At 63.0% G+C, this 17,831-nt stretch carries 16 protein-coding genes and 3 pseudogenes; 11 read left to right on the forward strand and 8 right to left on the reverse strand.

Annotation, left to right across the window (positions count from 1 at the left end):
- The first annotated feature begins 106 nt into the window (after positions 1-106).
- From nth to ACFQAU_RS06895, 3 genes are read left to right on the forward strand one after another with little or no spacing between them, the layout of a single operon-like run.
- Entirely contained in the window at positions 107-751 is a 645-nt protein-coding gene (gene nth / locus ACFQAU_RS06885; RefSeq protein ID WP_132443842.1) for an endonuclease III, read from the forward strand.
- Positions 748-1,737, forward strand: coding sequence for an adenosine kinase (locus tag ACFQAU_RS06890; RefSeq protein ID WP_386281354.1), 990 nt, complete (start codon positions 748-750; stop codon positions 1,735-1,737). Before nth ends, ACFQAU_RS06890 begins: the two co-directional genes overlap by 4 nt.
- Before the next feature lie 49 nt (positions 1,738-1,786).
- On the forward strand, positions 1,787-2,329 hold the full coding sequence (locus ACFQAU_RS06895; RefSeq protein WP_386281357.1) for a GNAT family N-acetyltransferase: 543 nt from the start codon (positions 1,787-1,789) through the stop codon (positions 2,327-2,329).
- Between the two features lie 30 nt (positions 2,330-2,359).
- Here the strand turns inward: ACFQAU_RS06895 and ACFQAU_RS06900 are convergent, their stop codons facing one another.
- From ACFQAU_RS06900 to ACFQAU_RS06910, 3 genes are read right to left on the reverse strand one after another with little or no spacing between them, the layout of a single operon-like run.
- Positions 2,360-2,842, reverse strand: coding sequence for a hypothetical protein (locus tag ACFQAU_RS06900; protein ID WP_067629283.1), 483 nt, complete (start codon positions 2,840-2,842; stop codon positions 2,360-2,362).
- Positions 2,839-3,321: an RNA pyrophosphohydrolase gene (locus tag ACFQAU_RS06905; RefSeq protein WP_132443845.1), complete on the reverse strand. Its 483-nt coding sequence runs from the start codon at positions 3,319-3,321 to the stop codon at positions 2,839-2,841. The genes ACFQAU_RS06900 and ACFQAU_RS06905 overlap by 4 nt, the downstream gene beginning before the upstream one ends.
- Complete coding sequence (locus ACFQAU_RS06910; RefSeq protein WP_162931885.1) at positions 3,318-3,473, reverse strand: GNAT family protein; 156 nt, start codon at positions 3,471-3,473, stop codon at positions 3,318-3,320. The genes ACFQAU_RS06905 and ACFQAU_RS06910 overlap by 4 nt, the downstream gene beginning before the upstream one ends.
- A 171-nt stretch (positions 3,474-3,644) precedes the next feature.
- On the opposite strand from ACFQAU_RS06910, the pseudogene ACFQAU_RS06915 reads away from it, so the two are divergent.
- The 4 genes and pseudogenes from ACFQAU_RS06915 (at position 3,645) to zapE (ending at position 9,043) form a co-directional block, all read left to right on the forward strand.
- Positions 3,645-5,671, forward strand: a pseudogene (locus ACFQAU_RS06915) (FAD-dependent oxidoreductase).
- 82 nt (positions 5,672-5,753) lie between these two features.
- The gene (locus tag ACFQAU_RS06920) at positions 5,754-6,695 is read left to right on the forward strand and encodes a zinc transporter ZntB (protein WP_132443847.1); all 942 of its coding nucleotides are present in this window, start codon (positions 5,754-5,756) and stop codon (positions 6,693-6,695) included.
- A 144-nt stretch (positions 6,696-6,839) separates the two neighbouring features.
- Positions 6,840-7,745 carry a LysR family transcriptional regulator gene (locus tag ACFQAU_RS06925; protein WP_067629295.1) on the forward strand — a complete coding sequence of 302 codons (906 nt, stop codon included), beginning with the start codon at positions 6,840-6,842 and terminating at the stop codon, positions 7,743-7,745.
- A 239-nt stretch (positions 7,746-7,984) separates the two neighbouring features.
- Complete coding sequence (gene zapE, locus ACFQAU_RS06930) at positions 7,985-9,043, forward strand: cell division protein ZapE (protein ID WP_132443848.1); 1,059 nt, start codon at positions 7,985-7,987, stop codon at positions 9,041-9,043.
- 18 nt (positions 9,044-9,061) lie between these two features.
- On the opposite strand, the gene ACFQAU_RS06935 is transcribed toward zapE, so the two are convergent.
- The 4 genes and pseudogenes from ACFQAU_RS06935 to ACFQAU_RS06950 all read right to left on the reverse strand — a co-directional run bounded on the left by ACFQAU_RS06935 (position 9,062) and on the right by ACFQAU_RS06950 (position 12,526).
- A complete protein-coding gene (locus tag ACFQAU_RS06935; protein ID WP_067629297.1) occupies positions 9,062-9,247 on the reverse strand; it encodes a hypothetical protein in 186 nt (61 codons plus the stop codon).
- Between the two features lie 96 nt (positions 9,248-9,343).
- Positions 9,344-10,614: pseudogene (locus ACFQAU_RS06940) on the reverse strand (bifunctional folylpolyglutamate synthase/dihydrofolate synthase).
- Positions 10,611-11,570 carry an acetyl-CoA carboxylase, carboxyltransferase subunit beta gene (gene accD / locus ACFQAU_RS06945; protein WP_067941664.1) on the reverse strand — a complete coding sequence of 320 codons (960 nt, stop codon included), beginning with the start codon at positions 11,568-11,570 and terminating at the stop codon, positions 10,611-10,613. Before accD ends, ACFQAU_RS06940 begins: the two are co-directional and overlap by 4 nt.
- A gap of 56 nt (positions 11,571-11,626) precedes the next feature.
- Positions 11,627-12,526, reverse strand: a complete 900-nt coding sequence (locus ACFQAU_RS06950) for a CPBP family intramembrane glutamic endopeptidase (protein WP_132443850.1) — start codon at positions 12,524-12,526, stop codon at positions 11,627-11,629.
- 210 nt (positions 12,527-12,736) lie between these two features.
- Here ACFQAU_RS06950 and ilvD point away from each other — a divergent pair, with 210 nt between their 5' ends.
- From ilvD to ACFQAU_RS06970, 4 genes and pseudogenes are all read left to right on the forward strand, one after another.
- Complete coding sequence (gene ilvD / locus ACFQAU_RS06955; protein ID WP_120352009.1) at positions 12,737-14,503, forward strand: dihydroxy-acid dehydratase; 1,767 nt, start codon at positions 12,737-12,739, stop codon at positions 14,501-14,503.
- A 126-nt stretch (positions 14,504-14,629) separates the two neighbouring features.
- Positions 14,630-15,082 (forward strand): hypothetical protein, encoded by a 453-nt coding sequence (locus ACFQAU_RS06960; RefSeq protein WP_386281373.1) that lies wholly within the window; start codon positions 14,630-14,632, stop codon positions 15,080-15,082.
- Positions 15,083-15,201: 119 nt separating this feature from the next.
- Positions 15,202-15,974: pseudogene (locus tag ACFQAU_RS06965) on the forward strand (DUF6478 family protein).
- A 9-nt stretch (positions 15,975-15,983) separates the two neighbouring features.
- Positions 15,984-16,358, forward strand: coding sequence for a hypothetical protein (locus tag ACFQAU_RS06970; protein ID WP_132443853.1), 375 nt, complete (start codon positions 15,984-15,986; stop codon positions 16,356-16,358).
- Positions 16,359-16,493: 135 nt separating this feature from the next.
- Here the strand turns inward: ACFQAU_RS06970 and ACFQAU_RS06975 are convergent, their stop codons facing one another.
- Entirely contained in the window at positions 16,494-17,831 is a 1,338-nt protein-coding gene (locus ACFQAU_RS06975; protein ID WP_067629308.1) for a S41 family peptidase, read from the reverse strand.

A 17,831-nucleotide genomic window follows, 5' to 3' on the forward strand; every position in this document is an offset into this window, starting at 1 on the left:
CCTAGATTAGCCACGCCCCTGCCCCCGCGCGACCCGTTTCTTGCGCCAATGTATCGCAGCCCGCCCCCGCTTGCCCTGCCGCGTCATTCATCGCATACCCAGAGCCATGGCCCGCCAACTTGATTATCATACCATCCGCGAGATCTTCGCACGCTTCCAGCAGGCAGAGCCTGAGCCCGAGGGCGAGTTGGAACATGTGAACGTCTATACGCTGGTTGTGGCCGTGGCGTTGAGCGCGCAATCGACCGATGCGGGCGTCAACAAAGCCACGCGCGAGTTGTTCAAGATCGCCGACACCCCGCAGAAGATGCTGGATCTGGGGGTTGAGGGGCTGATCGACCATATCAAGACCATCGGCCTCTACCGTCAGAAAGCCAAGAACGTCATCAAACTGAGCCAAATCCTTGTTGATGACTATGGCGGCGAGGTGCCGAACTCTCGCGCGGCACTGCAATCGCTGCCGGGGGTGGGGCGCAAAACGGCGAATGTGGTGCTCAATATGTGGTGGGGCCAGCCCGCGCAGGCGGTGGACACGCATATCTTCCGCGTTGGCAACCGCACCGGCATCGCGCCGGGCAAAACCGTCGACACAGTCGAGCGCGCCATCGAAGACAACATCCCCGCTGATTTCCAGCGTCATGCCCATCACTGGCTGATCCTGCATGGCCGCTATCATTGCAAGGCACGCAAACCGCTGTGCCGCACCTGTATCATCCGTGACCTGTGCCAATACGAGGACAAGACAGAATGACCCAATACGAAGTGGTTGGCATCGGCAACGCCGTCGTCGACGTGATCTCCCATGCCGATGACACATTCCTTGCCGAGAACGGCATCGAAAAAGGCATCATGCAATTGATCGAACGTGACCGCGCCGAAGACCTCTATACAGCGATGCAAGACCGGGTGCAGACGCCGGGCGGCTCGGTCGCGAATACCGTCGCGGGCGCGGGCGCGCTGGGCCTCAAGACCGCCTTCATCGGCCGGGTGCGCGATGATGAGTTGGGCCAGTTCTATGCCAAGGCGATGACCGACATCGGCATTGATTTCGTCAACGCCCCGGTGACCGAAGGGGAGAACCCCACCTCGCGCTGCATGATCTTTGTCACCCCGGATGGGGAGCGGTCGCTGAACACCTACCTCGGCATCTCGACCGGGCTGACCTCGGCTGATGTGCCGCAGGCGGTGACGGAGAAGGCCAAGCTGATGTTCCTCGAAGGCTATCTTTTTGACCACGGTGCCGGCAAAACCGCATTCCGCGAGGCCGCGCGCGCGGCGACGGCGGGTGGCGGCATGGCGGGGATCGCCATCTCCGATCCCTTCTGTGTGGAGCGTCACCGCGATGATTTCCTCGCGCTGATCAAGAACGATCTGGGCTATGTCATCGGCAACGAGGCCGAGATCTGCGCCCTCTGGGAAACCGACGATACCGAAGCCGCGCTGGCCAAAACCGCCGAGATTTGCCCGCTGGTGGTCTGCACCCGGTCGGGCGACGGGGTCACGCTGGTGCGGGGCGAGGAACGTGTCGACGTGCCGGTCGAAAAGGTCGTGCCGGTGGATGCCACGGGCGCAGGCGACCAATTCGCGGCGGGCTTCCTCTATGGTCTCGCCACGGGCCGCGATCTGGAGACCTGTGGCCGCATGGGCAACATCTGCGCAGGCGAGGTGATCCGCCACATCGGCCCCCGCCCCCAGACTGACATCATGGCCCTGTTCAAGGCCGAAGGGCTGGTCTGATGATTGAAAGCGGCTTTCACGATGTTCCCCCGGCAAACTTGCGGTGGTGGTGACCCATTTGGAAATGGACGCCAAACCCAGCCTGCGGGAGGTGCCCCTGCCAGAGGGAGTCACCTTTCGGAAGGTCACACCGACGCTCGACTGGTTTCGCGACATTTTCCGGCGCGTCGGGATGGATTGGCTCTGGTACGGGCGGCTCAAACTGGATGACGCAGCTCTCACCGCGGTGCTGCAAGACCCGGCACGGGCCTTCTATACACTGACCCGCGATGGCAAGGACGAGGCGCTGCTAGAGCTGAACTTCCCCGAAGATGGCACCTGCGAACTGGCCTATTTCGGGCTGACCTCGGCGCTGATTGGCAGTGGATCAGGGCGGTATCTGATGAACCAAGCGATCACCCTGGCCTGGGAACAGCCGATCACCCGGCTGCACCTGCACACCTGCACTAACGACAGCCCGCAGGCGCTTGGGTTTTATGTGCGCTCAGGCTTCACCCCCGTTCGCCGTCAGGTCGAGATCGACGACGATCCGCGCCTGACCGGCCTGCTGCCGCGCGATGCGGCGCCGCAAGTGCCGCTGATCGAAGGGTAGGAACGGCGAAGGGTAAAAACTGCCGCCGGATCACCGAACCGGCGTGCACTCTGCCCCTTGGAAACAAGCGATCACCTTGTCGACCATTGCAGGCTTCGGCGAACCAAAGAGGTCGCCGCCGCAGGGGTTGCTTTCCAGTGCATAGGCCCCATCCGGTTTGCGTTCGAGAAAGGCCAGAACGTCCCCTTCCTCGGCAGAGCCGCACCACGGGCCGAAACACAGGACGTTGAGCATCAACGGCTGGTCAAAGGGCACGTCAAAGCCCCCTTCCGACAACGCCTTGCCGCTGATTTGCGCCCGGAGCGGCGTCTCTTCGGGCGGGTTGCTCCCGACTTTGCCGGTCTTTGGCAAGGCGGCAGCGTCAAAGGTCAGACGCCCCTGCACCACGACATAGCTCTCTTCGGCCTTGGCCGCACGTTGATAGGTCGCCTCAACCGAATGGGGCAGACAACTAAGCGCAAGCGCAGGCAGCGGGGCCAAGGTGGCGAGGGCGCAGGCGATGATCCGTGTCATAACTTCTCCTCAAACTCTTCAAGAACTGCCGTGTATACCGCGCGTTTGAACGGCACGATATTCGCGACCAGTTGATCTGCGGGCATCCAACGCCATTCCGAGAATTCAGGTTCGGCCGTCTGGATATTGACCTGATCGTCCTGCCCCAGAAAACGCATGAGGAACCATTTTTGTTCCTGCCCCCGGTAGCGCCCTTTCCAGATGTTGGGCACCAGTTCATGCGGCAGATCATAGGGCAGCCAGCGTGAGGTCTCGGCCTCGATCCGCACCAGATCGCGGGGGATGCCGGTCTCTTCCTCCAACTCGCGCAGGGCCGCATCGGGCGCGGCCTCGCCCTTGTCCACCCCGCCTTGGGGCATCTGCCAAGCGTCCTGATCCCGGTCGCGCCGCTGGCCGACAAAGACCTCGCCCTCAGCATTCACCAGCATCACGCCGACGCAAGCACGGTAGGGCAGTTTGGCAATCTCTTCGGGGGTCATGTCAGTATCTTCTCCATTTCAAAGCGGTCCAGATATTCACCTGACCGTGCGATGCGCTCTGCTGCGATAACACGAAAGCCCATAGCCTCAAAGGCAGGGCGCGCCATCAGGAGGCTGGCATGGGTCGACAGCCGGGCCTCGCCCTTCGGCAATCGCTGCCTGCTCGACCCAGTCATAGAGCGCAGCGCTACCCCTCCCAGCCCCATCCAACACCTCTGTCTTGACCCGCCGTGAGCCGCGCGGATGACGCGGCGTTTCGCGTGACTTGCCCTGCCGTTTCCGATGGTGTCACAGTGACCCAGCCCACCCAGAAAGGTAAAGCCATGTCCGATTACCCCCACCTGCTTGCCCCGCTCGACCTTGGTTTTACCACGCTGAAGAACCGTTTGCTGATGGGGTCGATGCATACCGGGCTGGAGGAAACCGGCGACTGGAACCGCGTGGCGGAGTTCTATGCGGCACGGGCGCGGGGCGATGTGGGGCTGATGGTCACCGGCGGCATCGGGCCGAACCGCGAAGGTGCCGTGGCCCATGGGGCGGCAATGATGGTCAGCCAGAAGGACGTGGACAACCACAGCATCATCACCCAGCGGGTGCATGAAGCGGGCGGCAAGATCGCCATGCAGATTCTCCACGCGGGCCGCTATGCCTTTACCCCCGAATGCGTGGCCCCAAGCGCGATCAAATCCCCCATCTCCATGTTCGCGCCCAAGGAGCTCGACGAGGAAGGCATCGAGAAACAGATCGCCGACATCGCCGCCTGCGCCCTGCGCGCGCGAGAGGCGGGCTATGATGGGGTAGAGATCATGGGCTCGGAGGGCTACTTTCTGAACCAGTTCCTCGTCACCCATACCAACAAGCGCGAGGACCGCTGGGGCGGGTCTTATGAGAACCGCATGCGCCTGCCGCTGGAGGTGGTGCGCCGGGTGCGCGAAACGGTGGGCGAAGATTTCATCCTGATCTACCGGCTGTCGATGATCGACCTCATCCCCAACGGATCGACCTTTGAGGAGGTCGTGCAACTGGCCCAAGAGGTCGAGAAGGCGGGCGCCAATATCATCAACACCGGCATCGGCTGGCACGAGGCGCGCATCCCCACCATCGCCACTTCGGTGCCGCGCGCGGCCTTTGCGTGGGTTACGAAAAAGCTGATGGGCAAGGTGGGCATCCCGCTGATCACCTCGAACCGGATCAACACGCCCGAGGTCGCCGAAGAGGTGCTGGCGGAGGGCTGCGCCGATATGGTCAGCCTCGCGCGGCCGATGCTGGCCGATGCCGATTTCCTTGCCAAGGCCAAGGCCGGTCAGGCTGAGCGGATTGCCCCCTGCATCGCCTGCAACCAAGCCTGCCTCGACCATACTTTCGGCGGCAAGATCTCTACCTGCCTTGTAAACCCGCGCGCCTGCTATGAGACGGAATTGCGGATCGAACCGGCAGCGGCGGCGAAATCCGTGGCCGTGGTCGGTGCTGGCCCTGCGGGCTTGTCCGCCGCGATTACTGCTGCCGAGCGCGGCCATAAGGTCACCTTGATAGACCGCGCGAGCGAGATCGGCGGGCAACTCAACCTCGCCAAGCAAGTGGCGGGAAAAGAGGAATTCTGGGGCTTGGTCGATTGGTACCGCACCATGCTCAAGGTCCACGACGTGACCGTGCAGCTTGAGACCGAGGCCACGGCGGACGCGCTTCGCGGCTTCGACGAGGTCATCATCGCCACCGGCGTTGTGCCGCGTGACCCACAAATCCCCGGCCAAGGCGGCGACAACGTGGTCAGCTACATCGATGTGCTGAACGGCACGGCAAAGGTCGGCCAGCGGGTCGCCGTGATCGGGGCGGGCGGTATCGGCTTCGATGTGTCTGAACACCTTGTCCACGATGGCGAGAGCAGCACGCTGAACCTGCCAGAATGGATGCGCGAATGGGGTGTCACCGATCCGGGCGAGCATCGCAGCGGGCTGGCCCCCGAAGGGCCACAGCCCCCGCGCCTGCGCGGCAGATCACCATGCTGCAACGCAAGACCAGCAAACCCGGCAAAGGTTTGGGCAAAACCACGGGCTGGATTCACCGCGCCTCTCTCACTATGCGCAACGTGAAGATGATCGCGGGTGTGAACTACGAAAGTATCGACGAACAGGGGCTGCACATTTCCTTTGGCGAGGCGCGGGAGAACCCCACGCTGATCGAGGCCGACACCATCGTCCTCTGCGCCGGGCAACTCTCTGACCGCAGCCTTGCCGACACCCTAGAGGCCAGCGGCACCGCCTGTCATGTGATCGGCGGCGCCGATGTGGCGGCAGAGCTTGACGCGAAACGCGCGATCAATCAGGGCACACGTCTGGCTGCTGCCCTTTAGCACCCGCACTGCGCGCGCCCTTGCACCCGGCGCGCGCAACCCGCTAAATCGCCTGACCGCTTTTGCCAGCCAATAGGTGACCATGCCCCTCTGCGTCTTTGACATATCTGATGACGGCACCACCACGGTGCCCGAAGACACCCAACTGACCGGGCCTGCGCGCTACCGTTGGTGGCATTTCGACATGGCCGATCCCGCGCTGGCACCATGGCTGGCCGAACACCTGCCCGAGATCCCGGCGGGTGCATTGCTGCAACCCGAAACGCGCCCGCGCTGCGATGAATATGAGGACGGTCTGATCCTCAATCTGCGTGGCATCAACCTGAACGAAGGGCAGCAGGCCGACCAGATGGTCTCGGTCCGGATGTGGGTGACGGATGCGGTGGTGATTACTGTGCGGATGCGCCGGGTCTTTGCCATCGACGAATTGCGCGCGCTGGCCGCCCAGAGCAACGCCCCGCCCCGGCCTTCGGCCTTCCTCGAAGCGCTGGTCTCAAGGTTGACCGCACGGGTGCAGATCGAAGTGGCGCGGCTGGCGGACCGCACGGCTTTCTACGAAACCGACCTCGAAGACCTCAGCACCCCGCCGCCCAAAGACCTGCCCGTCACCCGCCGCAGCACGATCAAACTCGAACGCTACCTCGCCCCGCAGCGCAGCGCGTTGGAACGGTTGGCGGACCTAGACCTGCCGCTGATCCCGAATGTCGATTCGATGAAGCTGCGCGAGTTGGCCAACCGCACCGCCATCGTGGTGGAGGAACTGGACGCCCTGCAAGAGCGCATTGTCACGGTACAGGACGAACACGACAACCAAGTCGCCCAACGCCAAGCGCGCCATGGCTATGTGCTGTCGATCGCCGCCGCCGTGTTCCTGCCGCTGGGGTTTCTAACCGGGCTTTTCGGCGTGAACGTCGGCGGGATGCCCGGCGTGGACGATCCGCGCGCCTTTGCCGTCCTTTGCCTTGCCATGGTGGGCCTCGCCGCGCTCATGCTGGCGGTTCTGAAATGGCTGCGCTGGCTGTAAGCCCCTCGGAAACGGATTGTTCTGCCGTTTCCATGCCATGAACGATCCCTGCAAAGACCACGGGACTGTCTTGCCTCTGCCCCGATCCTGCCTGAATTGCCGCCCATACCTGAGGGCAACAAGATCAATGCGAAGGGACAGGCAATGGACCGCCTTACGGAAATGGAAGCGTTTGCCACAGTGGTGGATCAAGGCGGCTTTACAGATGCTGCCAAGAAGATGGGGATCTCGAAATCCGCCGTCTCAAAGCATGTATCCTCACTTGAGGCCCGCTTGGGGGCGCGGTTGCTTAACCGTACCACCCGCCGCGTGTCGCCCACGGAGATCGGGCTGGCCTATTACGACCGCGCCCGCCGCGTGCTGAACGACGCAGGCGAGGCCGATGCGCTGGTCACCTCGATGCAATCCGCGCCCTCGGGGCTGTTGCGGATTTCGGTGGCGACGGATTTCGGCGTCAATCACCTGTCGCCCGCTTTGTCGGAGTTCTTGCAGGACTTTCCCGACATCACGGTGAACATGGTGCTGAACAACCGCTACGTTGAGCTGATCTCGGAAGGGTTCGACATGGCCGTGCGCATCGGAGAGTTGGAGGACAGCACCCTGCGCGCGCGCAAGCTGACCGAGACGACCAAACGCATGATCGCCAGCCCGAAGTATTTCGAGCAGTACGGGCGGCCGGAAAAGATCGATGATCTGAACAATCACAAGCTGCTGCATTACTCGAACCAGTCGTCTGGCAATGTGTGGAAACTGACCGCACCTTCGGGTGAAAAGCGGCAGGTCCGCACGGCGGGCTGGCTGTCGGTCAATGACGGGCAGAGCCTTTTGAACGCCGCGATTTCGGGACTGGGGATCGCCTATCTGCCAAGCTTTCTTTACGCCGATGCGATGGAGAAAGGGTTGGTCGAGGATGCCATCCCCGAACTGCCGCTCGAAACCCAAGGCATCTACGCTGTCTATCCTCCGGGCCGGTTCACCCAGCCGAAGGTGCGGGCGTTCATCGACTTCCTCGTGCATGAATTTGCCGAGAAGGGGCCGACGGACTGGTAAACACACTCGGCCCGGAATCAAGCCGCAGGCGCCGGGCCATCGCCTGCCCGCCCGGACGGGTAGGCGATTTAGTACGGCTAGGTGGGACTTGGCAAACGCACATCATGGTTGAGCCATAAAGTGGCAGCGACCTGCCGCGGATCGCCGACCCGCGGGCAGCCGATGGCCCTCAGTTGCTTCGCACTCTGCCACACAAGACCACCTTTCCTCTCCCCCACCAGCACGCTATCTCTCCCGCCATGAGCAATATGCGCGAAACCTATGCCCGGCTTGTCGCCGAGGGCAAGCTACAGGCCGACCCGGCCCAAGAAACCGTCATGGCGGAGTTTGACCGCATCCGCGATGCGCTGGCCCACCCGCCGAAGAAAAGCTTCTTTCGCAAGGCGCCCGAACCGCCCAAGGGGCTGTACCTCTGGGGTGGCGTGGGGCGCGGCAAGTCGATGCTGATGGACATGTTCGTGGCGCATCTGCCCGACGTGCCCGCGCGCCGGGTGCATTTCCACGCCTTCATGCAGGAAATTCACAACGCCATGCATGATGTCCGCAAGACCGGCGTGGATGACGCCATCGCGCCCGTTGCCCGCGATGTGGCCGACAGCGTGCGCCTGCTCGCTTTCGACGAGATGCAGATCACCGACATCACCGACGCGATGATCGTGGGCCGCCTGTTCGAGGCGCTTTTTGCCGCCGGGGTCGTGGTCGTCACCACCTCCAACCGCCTGCCCGATGACCTGTATAAAAACGGCATCAACCGCGAGGTGTTTGTCCCTTTCATCGACCTCATCAAAGAGCGCATGGTGGTGCATGAACTTGCCAGCCCGACCGACTACCGCCAAGATCGGCTGGCCGGGTCGCAGGTCTATTTCACCCCCGTCAACGCCGAGAGCCGCGCCGCGATGGATGCGGTTTGGGACGATCTTGCAGGCACAAAGGGCGAGCCGCTGACCCTCCACGTCAAGGGCCGCGAAGTGGTGATCCCGGCCTTTCACAACGGCATGGCCCGCGCCGGTTTCCACGCGCTTTGCGGGCAGCCCTTGGGGGCCGCGGATTACCTCGCGCTGGCGCAGGCCGTGCGGGTGCTACTGCTGGACAACATCCCCACCCTTGGCCGCTCGAACTTTAACGAGGCCAAGCGCTTTGTCACGCTCATCGACGCGCTTTATGAGGCGAAGGTGCGGCTGATCTGCTCTGCCGCCGCCGCGCCGGAAATGCTCTATCTCGAAGGCGAAGGCACCTTTGAGTTCGAGCGCACAGCCTCCAGACTGCGCGAAATGCAGGGGGAAGACTGGGGGCGCTGACCGCCCCCTGCCGCCAAATCAGGAATCACTTACCGGCTGCATATGCAGGTCATTGCCCTGCAAAATCGGGTGATAGGGCCGCTCGACTTCATAAAGCCACCACAGGCCGCCTGCGATGATGGCGACACCTATGGCCATGAAGATAAATTGATATTTCCGTGCATCGTCCTGATCGTGACGCGCGGACTGGCTGAAATTGCGCATGGGGACACCTCGGTCAAATTCGAAAGGGGAGACTTCCTAAGACCAAGATACACCACATCTGCACTTCGCAGCAGCGGTACACCCAAATATGGTTAACTAGACGTTTTCACGCAACACGCTACCGGCAAGGTAGAGTGAGCCGCAGATCAGCACACGCGCATGGGGTTCGCGGGCGATGATCGCCCTGAGCGCCGCGGTGACATTCTCGGCCTCGGCGGTCTCGAACCCGACATCACGCGCCACTTTGGCCGTCGCCTCGGCAGGTAGGGTCGCCGCCTCGCCGGGGATCGACACGGCGGTCAGACTTGCCGCCTCTGCCGCCAAGGGGCGCAAGTATCCGGCGATATCCTTGGTGTTCAACATGCCGCAGATTAGATGCGTCGGGCGTTTCGGCAAAGCGGCCAGCGTCGCGGCCAGCGCCACGCCTGCGGCGGGGTTGTGCCCGCCGTCCAGCCAAAGCTCACCCTCGGGTGCCATGCGGGCCAGCGGCCCCTCTGACAGCCGCTGCATCCGCGCGGGCCACTGCGCCTGCGTCACGGCAGCCTCGCAAGCCTCTGCATCGATCCCAAGCTGGCGCAGCGCCGCCAGCGCGGCCCCCGCGTTCATGATCTGATGGTCGCCGGGCAGATTGGGGCGCGGCAGATCAAGCAAGCCGCGCTCATCTTGATAGACCATGCGCCCTGCTTCGGGCGCGACATGCCATTGCTGGCCATAGGCCAAAAGCGGCGCGCCCAGTTTCGCGGCGCGGTCTTCGATCACCTCAAGCGCGGGGTCTTGCTGCGGGCCGACCACACAGGGCACAAGACGCTTGATGATGCCAGCCTTCTCGCCCGCGATTTCGGCCAGCGTTTCGCCCAAATACTGCTGATGATCGACCGACACCGGGGTGATCACGGTCAGCGCCGGGTCGATCACATTTGTCGCATCCAAGCGCCCGCCTAGCCCCACCTCCAGCAGCGTGTAATCGGCTCTGCTGCGCGAAAAAGCGAGGATGGCGGCGCAGGTGGTGATCTCGAAATAGGTGATCTCTTCGCCACCGTTGGCAGCGTGGCATTCTTCTAACACGGCCGCCAGATCGGGTTCTGAGATCAGCTGCCCTGCAACGCGAATACGCTCATGAAACCGCGCCAGATGGGGTGAGGTATAGGCGTGCACGGTCTTGCCCGCCGCCTCTAGCCCCGCGCGATCATCGCTTGGGTCGACCCTTTGCCATTGGTGCCCGCAATGTGGATCACCGGCGGCAGGTCGTTCTGCGGATTGCCCAAAGCCTCCAGCAGCCGCCACATCCGGTCGAGCGTCAGATCGATGATTTTGGGATGCAGCGCCATCATCCGTTCAAGGATGACATCCGATGAAGGCGTGCTCATTTCTTCTTAGGCGTATCGGCGGGCAACTCCGCTGCGGCCTGAACGGCGGCGGCGGCCTCGGCCACCTCCACTTCTTCGGGCGCGGGCAGGTCACCCCGCACGGCGGGCGGCAGGCCCATCAGCATGCGGGTGATGGTGATCAACTCATCACGCATCTCGGTCCGTTTGGTCACCCGGTCGAGCATCCCATGGTCGAGCAGATATTCCGCCCGCTGAAAGCCCTCGGGCAGTTTTTCACGGATGGTCTGTTCGATCACACGCGGCCCGGCAAAGCAGATCAGCGCGTTCGGCTCGGCAATCTGCACGTCGCCCAACATCGCATAGGACGCGGTGACGCCGCCGGTCGTGGGGTGGGTCAGCACAACGATATAGGGCAGGCCCGCCTCTTTCAGCATCTGCACGGCGACCGTGGTGCGCGGCATCTGCATCAGGCTGAGGATACCTTCTTGCATCCGCGCGCCACCGGCGGCGGAGAACAGCACCAGAGGGCGCTTCAGCTTCACCGCTTCCTCGGCGGCGGCAATGATCGCATTGCCCACATACATGCCCATGGAGCCGCCCATGAACGAGAAGTCCTGCGCACAGGACACAATCGGCGTGCGGCCAATCTCACCCGTGACCACGAGCATGGCTTCATGCTCGCCCGTCTGCTTTTGCGCGGCCTTCATCCGGTCGGGATAGCGCTTCTGATCCTTGAAATGCAGCGGGTCTGGCGTGGGCGCAGGAACCTTCACCTCGGTAAAGATGCCACCGTCGAACAGCGCCTTGAACCGCTCGCGCGGGCTGATGTGCATGTGATGGCCGCAGTTGGTGCAGACGTTTAGATTGTCCGCCAACTCGCGGTGAAACAGCATGGTGCCGCATTCGTTACACTTGGTCCACAGGTTGTCCGGCGTCTCGCGGCGCGAGAAGATCGAGTTGATACGCGGACGGACGTAGTTTGTGATCCAGTTCATTGGCAGGCCTCTGCTGTGGTTCCGTTCCAGATAATCCCCGCATGGGGAAATTGCAATCAGCGGCGTATCGCCAGCCTTGCCGCGAGCCACGACACCAACATCAACGCGAAATCCACCGGCAACCAAGTCCGCAACGCCGCCGCGTCATCCATCGAAAACGGCGTCAGATAAAGCGCCAGCCCCGAAAGATCATCCGGCAGAGAGACAATGAGAATGGCAGAGACATTGTTCCACAGATGCACCGCGATGGCGGGCCCAAGCGAGCCGGAGCGCGCAGTAAGGTCAGCCATCAGGATGCCGAAGACCCCAGCCCAGAGCGCCACCATCAGCGCATTCTCCCCCGCCTCGGCAGGCAGGTAGTGACCAAGCGCGAAAAGCGCCGAGGGCAGGACCATCCAGATCAGCGGCGAGCGAAACCGTGCCGCCAGTTGCTGCTGTACATAGCCGCGAAAGACGATCTCTTCGGCGCTGACCTGCACCAACACCGCCAGCAGCGACAGTGGCAAAAGCAGCAGCCAGCGGCCAAGCGGCAGGTTCGGCGTCAGTTCGCCGCCCATGTCCCACGGCGGCAGGACCAGCAGCACCGCCCCAAGGGCCAGCATAGCAAGGGACACCGCGCGAAAACTCGGCCAAAGCCGCCCCGGCACGCCCAGCAAGCTGCCCGCGCTGCGCCGGTGTACGACCCGCACAGTCACACCGACCGCCATCGCCATGGTCCCAAAGCTGAACAGCAGCAGATACATGGCCTGCGGCGTGGCCCCTTCAAGCAGGTTGCCATGCAGCGATGCCGCCGCCGTGCCTGCCAGCGCATAGACCGTCTGAAAATAAAGCTCGTTCAGCGCGACATAGGCCACCACCGCCACGAACAACCCCAAGAAAAACCGCCAAAGCGCCGATGAGGCGCGTGCGGGCGCGACGAAGGCCGCATGGGCGCTGTAATCGGGCCGCCACGTCATAGGAGGCGCAGGTCGGATCGAGGGTGGTTCTTGCAGAGCATATGCCAGGCTTTCACGCTTGCGGGCAGGTCAAACCGACCGCGTCAGAAGGTCAGAACCTATGCCCTAACACGCTGCGATACAACAGTTCCCCCGCCTCATACGCGCCAAAGCCTTGCAGCACCGCCCCTGCCCCTCTATTCCATTCAAGACGTTTCAAGGAGCCCACCGATGTCCACCACGCCCCGCTTCGACAAATCCCGGCTGCCCAGCCGCCACGTGACCGAAGGCCCGGCCCGCGCGCCGCACCGGTCTTACTACTATGCCATGGGCATGACCGAAGAAGAGATTCACCAGCCGTTGGTGGGCGTCGCCACCTGCTGGAACGAAGCAGCCCCCTGTAACATCGCGCTGAACCGTCAGGCGCAGGCTGTAAAAGTAGGCGTGCATTCCGAACAGGGCACCCCGCGCGAATTCACCACCATCACCGTCACCGATGGCATTGCGATGGGCCATGAGGGCATGCGTTCCTCGCTGGCCTCGCGTGAGGCGATTGCCGACACTGTTGAGCTGACCATGCGCGGCCATTGCTATGACGCGATCGTGGGTCTGGCGGGCTGTGACAAGTCGCTGCCGGGGATGATGATGGCCATGCTGCGGCTCAACGTGCCGTCGGTCTTCCTCTATGGCGGGTCGATCCTGCCGGGCAAAGCGCCTGCCGGGGCCGATGTGCCCGAGGATTTCGCCAGCCGTGACCTGACCGTGCAGGACATGTTCGAAGCCGTGGGCCGCTTCCAAAACGGCACCATGTCGCAAGCCGCTTTGGACGTGCTTGAGCGCGTGGCTTGCCCATCGGCGGGTGCTTGCGGCGGCCAGTTCACCGCAAACACCATGGCCTGCGTGTCGGAGGCCATCGGCCTCGCGCTGCCGAACTCGTCGGGCATGCCCGCGCCCTATGAGAGCCGCGACGCCTATGCCGAAGCCTCGGGGGCGGCGGTCATGAACTTGATCGAAAAGAACATCCGCGCGCGTGACATCTGCACCCGCGAAGCCTTCGAGAACGCAGCGCGCATCGTGGCCTGCACCGGCGGCTCGACCAACGCGGGCCTGCACTTGCCCGCCATGGCGCATGAAGCCGGGATCGAGTTCTACCTCGAAGACGTTTGCGAAATCTTCCGCGACACACCCTATTTCGTCGATATGAAACCGGGCGGCGCTTATGTGGCCAAAGATCTTTACGATGCGGGCGGCGTGCCGGTGGTGATGAATGAGTTGCGCAAAGCGGGCCTTATTCACGAAGACTGCATGACCGCCACCGGATACTCGATGGGCGAAGTGTTGGATCAAGTGACCCGCGAAGCAGACGGCAAGGTGATCCACTCGGTCGCCAATCCGATCAGCAAGACCGGCGGTGTTGTCGGCCTCAAAGGCAACCTTGCCCCCGAAGGCGCCATCGTGAAAATCGCGGGCATGTCGGAAGAAGACATCGTTTTCACCGGCCCGGCACTGGTGTTCGAATGCGAGCAGGACGCCTTTGAAGCCGTGCAGAACCGCGCCTATTCCGAAGGCGATGTTTTCGTCATCCGCAACGAAGGCCCCGCAGGCGGCCCCGGCATGCGCGAGATGCTGGCGACCACCGCGGCCCTTTCCGGTCAGGGCATGGGCAAGAAAGTGGCGCTGATCACCGATGGCCGCTTCTCGGGCGCGACACGTGGTTTCTGCGTGGGTCACGTTGGGCCAGAAGCCGCACACGGCGGGCCGATTGCGCTGCTGAAAAACGGCGACATGATCACCCTTGATGCCATCACCGGCAGCATCAGCGTCGATCTGAGCGAGGATGAACTAGCCGAGCGCCGCAAGGGCTGGGCTGGCCCCCGTGCGACGAACTACCAAAGCGGCGCGCTGTGGAAATATGCCAAGCTTGTCGGCCCCACCTACCTTGGTGCCGTGACACATCCGGGCGCTCAGGCCGAGACCCATGATTACATGGACCTCTAAGCGCCCTCTTGCGGCACTTGCTATGCTCACCCTGTCCGCCTGCGAAGGCGGTCAGGGTTTTCCTTTGGCGGCGGCACCGGCGCGCCCGACAAACCCCTGCGGCAAACGGCGCTGGCCGGGGGCGCTGTGCAGGTGGTGCCCCCGCAGGGCTATTGCATCGACCCCAAAAGCCTCAAACGCCGCTTTGCCCTGATGGCGCGCTGCGACGCACTTGGCCTGCCGGATGTGGTCACCGCCGCGCCGCGTGGCATCTTAACGCTGGCGCTGATCGAGGCCGAGGCGGAGGCCCCTCTGCCCACCCCGCAACAGGTCGCCGAGGCCACTGGCCTGAGCCAGCTGCAAGAGGCCGGCAGCATTGAAGGCGCAACGATTTTTGTGGCCCAAGGGCCGGTGCCCGCCGAGGGCATGTCGCCCCGCCACTGGCGCGGCATGGCACGGATCGGCGGCCATGTCGCCAGCGTCACCCTCTACGGCGCACCGCAAAGCCGGGCCATTTCCGAAGAGGGCCGCGCACTGGTCGCAGACCTGATCCGACAAAGCCGCAGCAAAAGCGCGAAGGCTGCCCCCGCTGGCAGCTGACCCGCCCGTTGTTTCCAAATTGGCAACACTGCCCGCCCCCGGAAACAATCACGGGGGCTATTCATTTGAACGAAATGCCCGCCTTGCATAGACTGCGACAAAATGAGAGGCGCAGGTTCATGGTCAACTTCCCCAGCGGCTATCTGGAGAACAAGCTCTATGCCCGCGCACTGCAACGTTGGGCCAGCGCGGCCCGCAAGGCTGCCACGGTCGATCTTGCCACCCTGCGCCGCCAACGCAGCCGCGCCCGGCTGCTGCGCGCCCAACTGGATCGTCTGATTCACCGCGCAGAAGACCGCCTCGCCCTGCCCGCGATTGGCGCCAGCGGCTTTCCGAAACCGCATAACGCCGATTGGGCATGGCGGCCCGAGCTTTGGCGCGGCCCGCTTGCCACGCCGGGGATGTCGTCGGTCGAAACCAAATCCACACTGGGCGAGGAAGTGACCCTGTTCCACGATTGCGCGCAATCGGAACTGACCCTGCGCCAGTTGCGCAACCTGCGCGAGGCCGATTTGGCCCCTATGGGCTGCAACTCGATGTCTTCAAATTTGATGGGTCTTTCCTGTCGCTGGTGATTAATCTGCCCACCGACGCCATCACCGGATTGAAACGCCGCCACCTGATCCGCATGGATACGATCGTGCAACTGGAACACCCGCTTGAGATCTTTGCCCGGCTCAACATCCGCCATGGTCCGAACACCGAACAGATCGTCCGCGAACTGCCCGTTGGTCAGGAAAACATCAGCGTCGAATTTGATCTGGCCTATAGCAATCTCAACGAAAAGCGGATCGAGGCGGCATGGATCGACCTTATTTTTGAGGGGCCGGACATGAACCAAGTCGTGCTGCGCGACCTCACTTTCTCGCGCCGCCCCCGCGCCCAGATCTAGGACCCCGTCATGAGCCACTTTGACCTGACCAAGACTGTATTGCGCCAAGGCATCTGGCACGGCGTGCTGACCGCCCAGGACGGCACCGACACCCCGCAGATCAGCGTGACGCATGAAGGCAAAGGGGTGGCAGAGGTGACACTGGAAGCCGAAGGGACCGAGGGGCGCTGGCACCTCTCCTTCGCCCTCCCACCCGAGGCGATTGCCGATGGGGTGCAGACCCTCGTTATCACCGAAAAGACCAGCGGGGCGCTCTTGGGTCATGTGACACTGATCGCGGATGAAGCGCTTGGCGATGACATTCGGTCCGAGATGGACCTGCTGCGGGCCGAACTCGACATGCTCAAACGCGCCTTTCGGCGGCATTGCCGCGAAACGGGGTAAGGCGGGCGCCGCCCCGCACTGCAATCGGAACGCGGCGCGCTCTAGGTCCTGCCCCGCCCCACCGCCAACGGACCGGCCCCAAACAAAAAGCCCCGCTGTCTCCAGCGGGGCTTTTTGCATCTTGTTTACGATATTTTACTCGTTCGGGCCCAAAGCCGACAGACCCTTGAGGATGTCGATGGCATAGGCCAGTTGGTAATCCTCTTCACGCAGCTCAGCCGCCTTGCGGGCCTTTTCGCGGTCGTCCTCGATCTGTTTGATCTGATCGTCGGTCAGGCTGTCATTGTTCAACCGCCCGCGCAGGTCGGCTTCGGAGCGGAGGGGGCGTGCCGACAATGCTTCGTCTTCCTCGGTCTCCGGTGCGGCTGGGGGCTGGGCCACAACGATGTCAGGCGATACGCCAAGCGCTTGGATCGACCGGCCCGAAGGCGTGTAGTAGCGCGCCGTGGTCAGGCGCATGGCCCCGTCGCCGCGCAGTGGCATGACGGTCTGAACCGACCCTTTGCCGAAACTCTTGGTGCCGATGACGATGGCGCGGCGGTGGTCCTGCAAGGCCCCCGCGACGATTTCCGAGGCCGAGGCAGAGCCGCCGTTGATCAGCACCACAATCGGTTTGCCCATCGCCAGATCACCCGGCGTGGCATTCACCCGGTCACCATCTTCGATGTCGCGGCCACGGGTGCTGACGATTTCCCCTTCTTCGAGGAAGGCATCCGACACGGCAATCGCCTGATTGAGCAAGCCGCCGGGGTTGTTGCGCATATCAATGACGATGCCGTTGATATTCTCCATGCCACCCGCGTCTTCGATCTGCTGCTCCAGACCCTCTTTCATCTTGGGATAGGTCTGTTCGTTGAACGTTGTCAGACGCAGCACGGCGGTGTTGCCCACGGTCCGGGCGCGCACGGCGGTCAGCTGGATTGTGTCGCGCACGATGGAAACGTCGAAGGGCTCGGGCTCCCCTTCGCGCACCACGGTGATGAGGATCTCTGACCCCACCGGCCCGCGCATCATCTCGACCGCGTCGTCGAGGCCAAGACCCAACAGGCTTTCACCATCGACATGGGTGATGAAATCCCCCGCCTCAATCCCGGCCTCAGCAGCAGGGGTGCCATCAATGGGCGAGACGACTTTGACGAAACCCTCTTCTTGGGTAACCTCGATGCCCAAACCCCCGAATTCGCCGCGCGTCTGCTCGCGCATCTTTTCGGCGTCCTTGGGCGACAGGTAGGACGAATGCGGATCAAGCGAGGTCAGCATACCGTTGATGGCGGCTTCGATCAGGTCACCGGGGTCGACATCTTCGACATATTGCGCGCGGATGCGTTCGAAAATATCTCCGAAAAGATCAAGCTGTTCGTAAACATTTGTCGTCTTCTCGGCCTCTTGCGCCAGCAGCGGTCCGGCGATCTGAGTGGTTGCCACCACCCCCGCGACCGTGCCTGCAACGGCTGCCATCACGAATTTCTTCAT

Source organism: Sulfitobacter profundi (genome assembly GCF_042661425.1).
Lineage (GTDB): Bacteria > Pseudomonadota > Alphaproteobacteria > Rhodobacterales > Rhodobacteraceae > Sulfitobacter > Sulfitobacter profundi.

Bases quoted from the DNA above. Each gene is read 5' to 3' on its own strand.
- nth (WP_132443842.1), top strand. From the start codon at position 107: ATGGCCCGCCAACTTGATTATCATACCATCCGCGAGATCTTCGCACGC.
- ACFQAU_RS06890 (WP_386281354.1), top strand. From the start codon at position 748: ATGACCCAATACGAAGTGGTTGGCATCGGCAACGCCGTCGTCGACGTG.
- ACFQAU_RS06900 (WP_067629283.1), bottom strand. From the start codon at position 2,842: ATGACACGGATCATCGCCTGCGCCCTCGCCACCTTGGCCCCGCTGCCT.
- ACFQAU_RS06905 (WP_132443845.1), bottom strand. From the start codon at position 3,321: ATGACCCCCGAAGAGATTGCCAAACTGCCCTACCGTGCTTGCGTCGGC.
- ACFQAU_RS06920 (WP_132443847.1), top strand. From the start codon at position 5,754: ATGCCCCTCTGCGTCTTTGACATATCTGATGACGGCACCACCACGGTG.
- ACFQAU_RS06925 (WP_067629295.1), top strand. From the start codon at position 6,840: ATGGACCGCCTTACGGAAATGGAAGCGTTTGCCACAGTGGTGGATCAA.
- zapE (WP_132443848.1), top strand. From the start codon at position 7,985: ATGAGCAATATGCGCGAAACCTATGCCCGGCTTGTCGCCGAGGGCAAG.
- ACFQAU_RS06935 (WP_067629297.1), bottom strand. From the start codon at position 9,247: ATGCGCAATTTCAGCCAGTCCGCGCGTCACGATCAGGACGATGCACGG.
- accD (WP_067941664.1), bottom strand. From the start codon at position 11,570: ATGAACTGGATCACAAACTACGTCCGTCCGCGTATCAACTCGATCTTC.
- ACFQAU_RS06950 (WP_132443850.1), bottom strand. From the start codon at position 12,526: ATGACGTGGCGGCCCGATTACAGCGCCCATGCGGCCTTCGTCGCGCCC.
- ilvD (WP_120352009.1), top strand. From the start codon at position 12,737: ATGTCCACCACGCCCCGCTTCGACAAATCCCGGCTGCCCAGCCGCCAC.
- ACFQAU_RS06970 (WP_132443853.1), top strand. From the start codon at position 15,984: ATGAGCCACTTTGACCTGACCAAGACTGTATTGCGCCAAGGCATCTGG.
- ACFQAU_RS06975 (WP_067629308.1), bottom strand. From the start codon at position 17,831: ATGAAGAAATTCGTGATGGCAGCCGTTGCAGGCACGGTCGCGGGGGTG.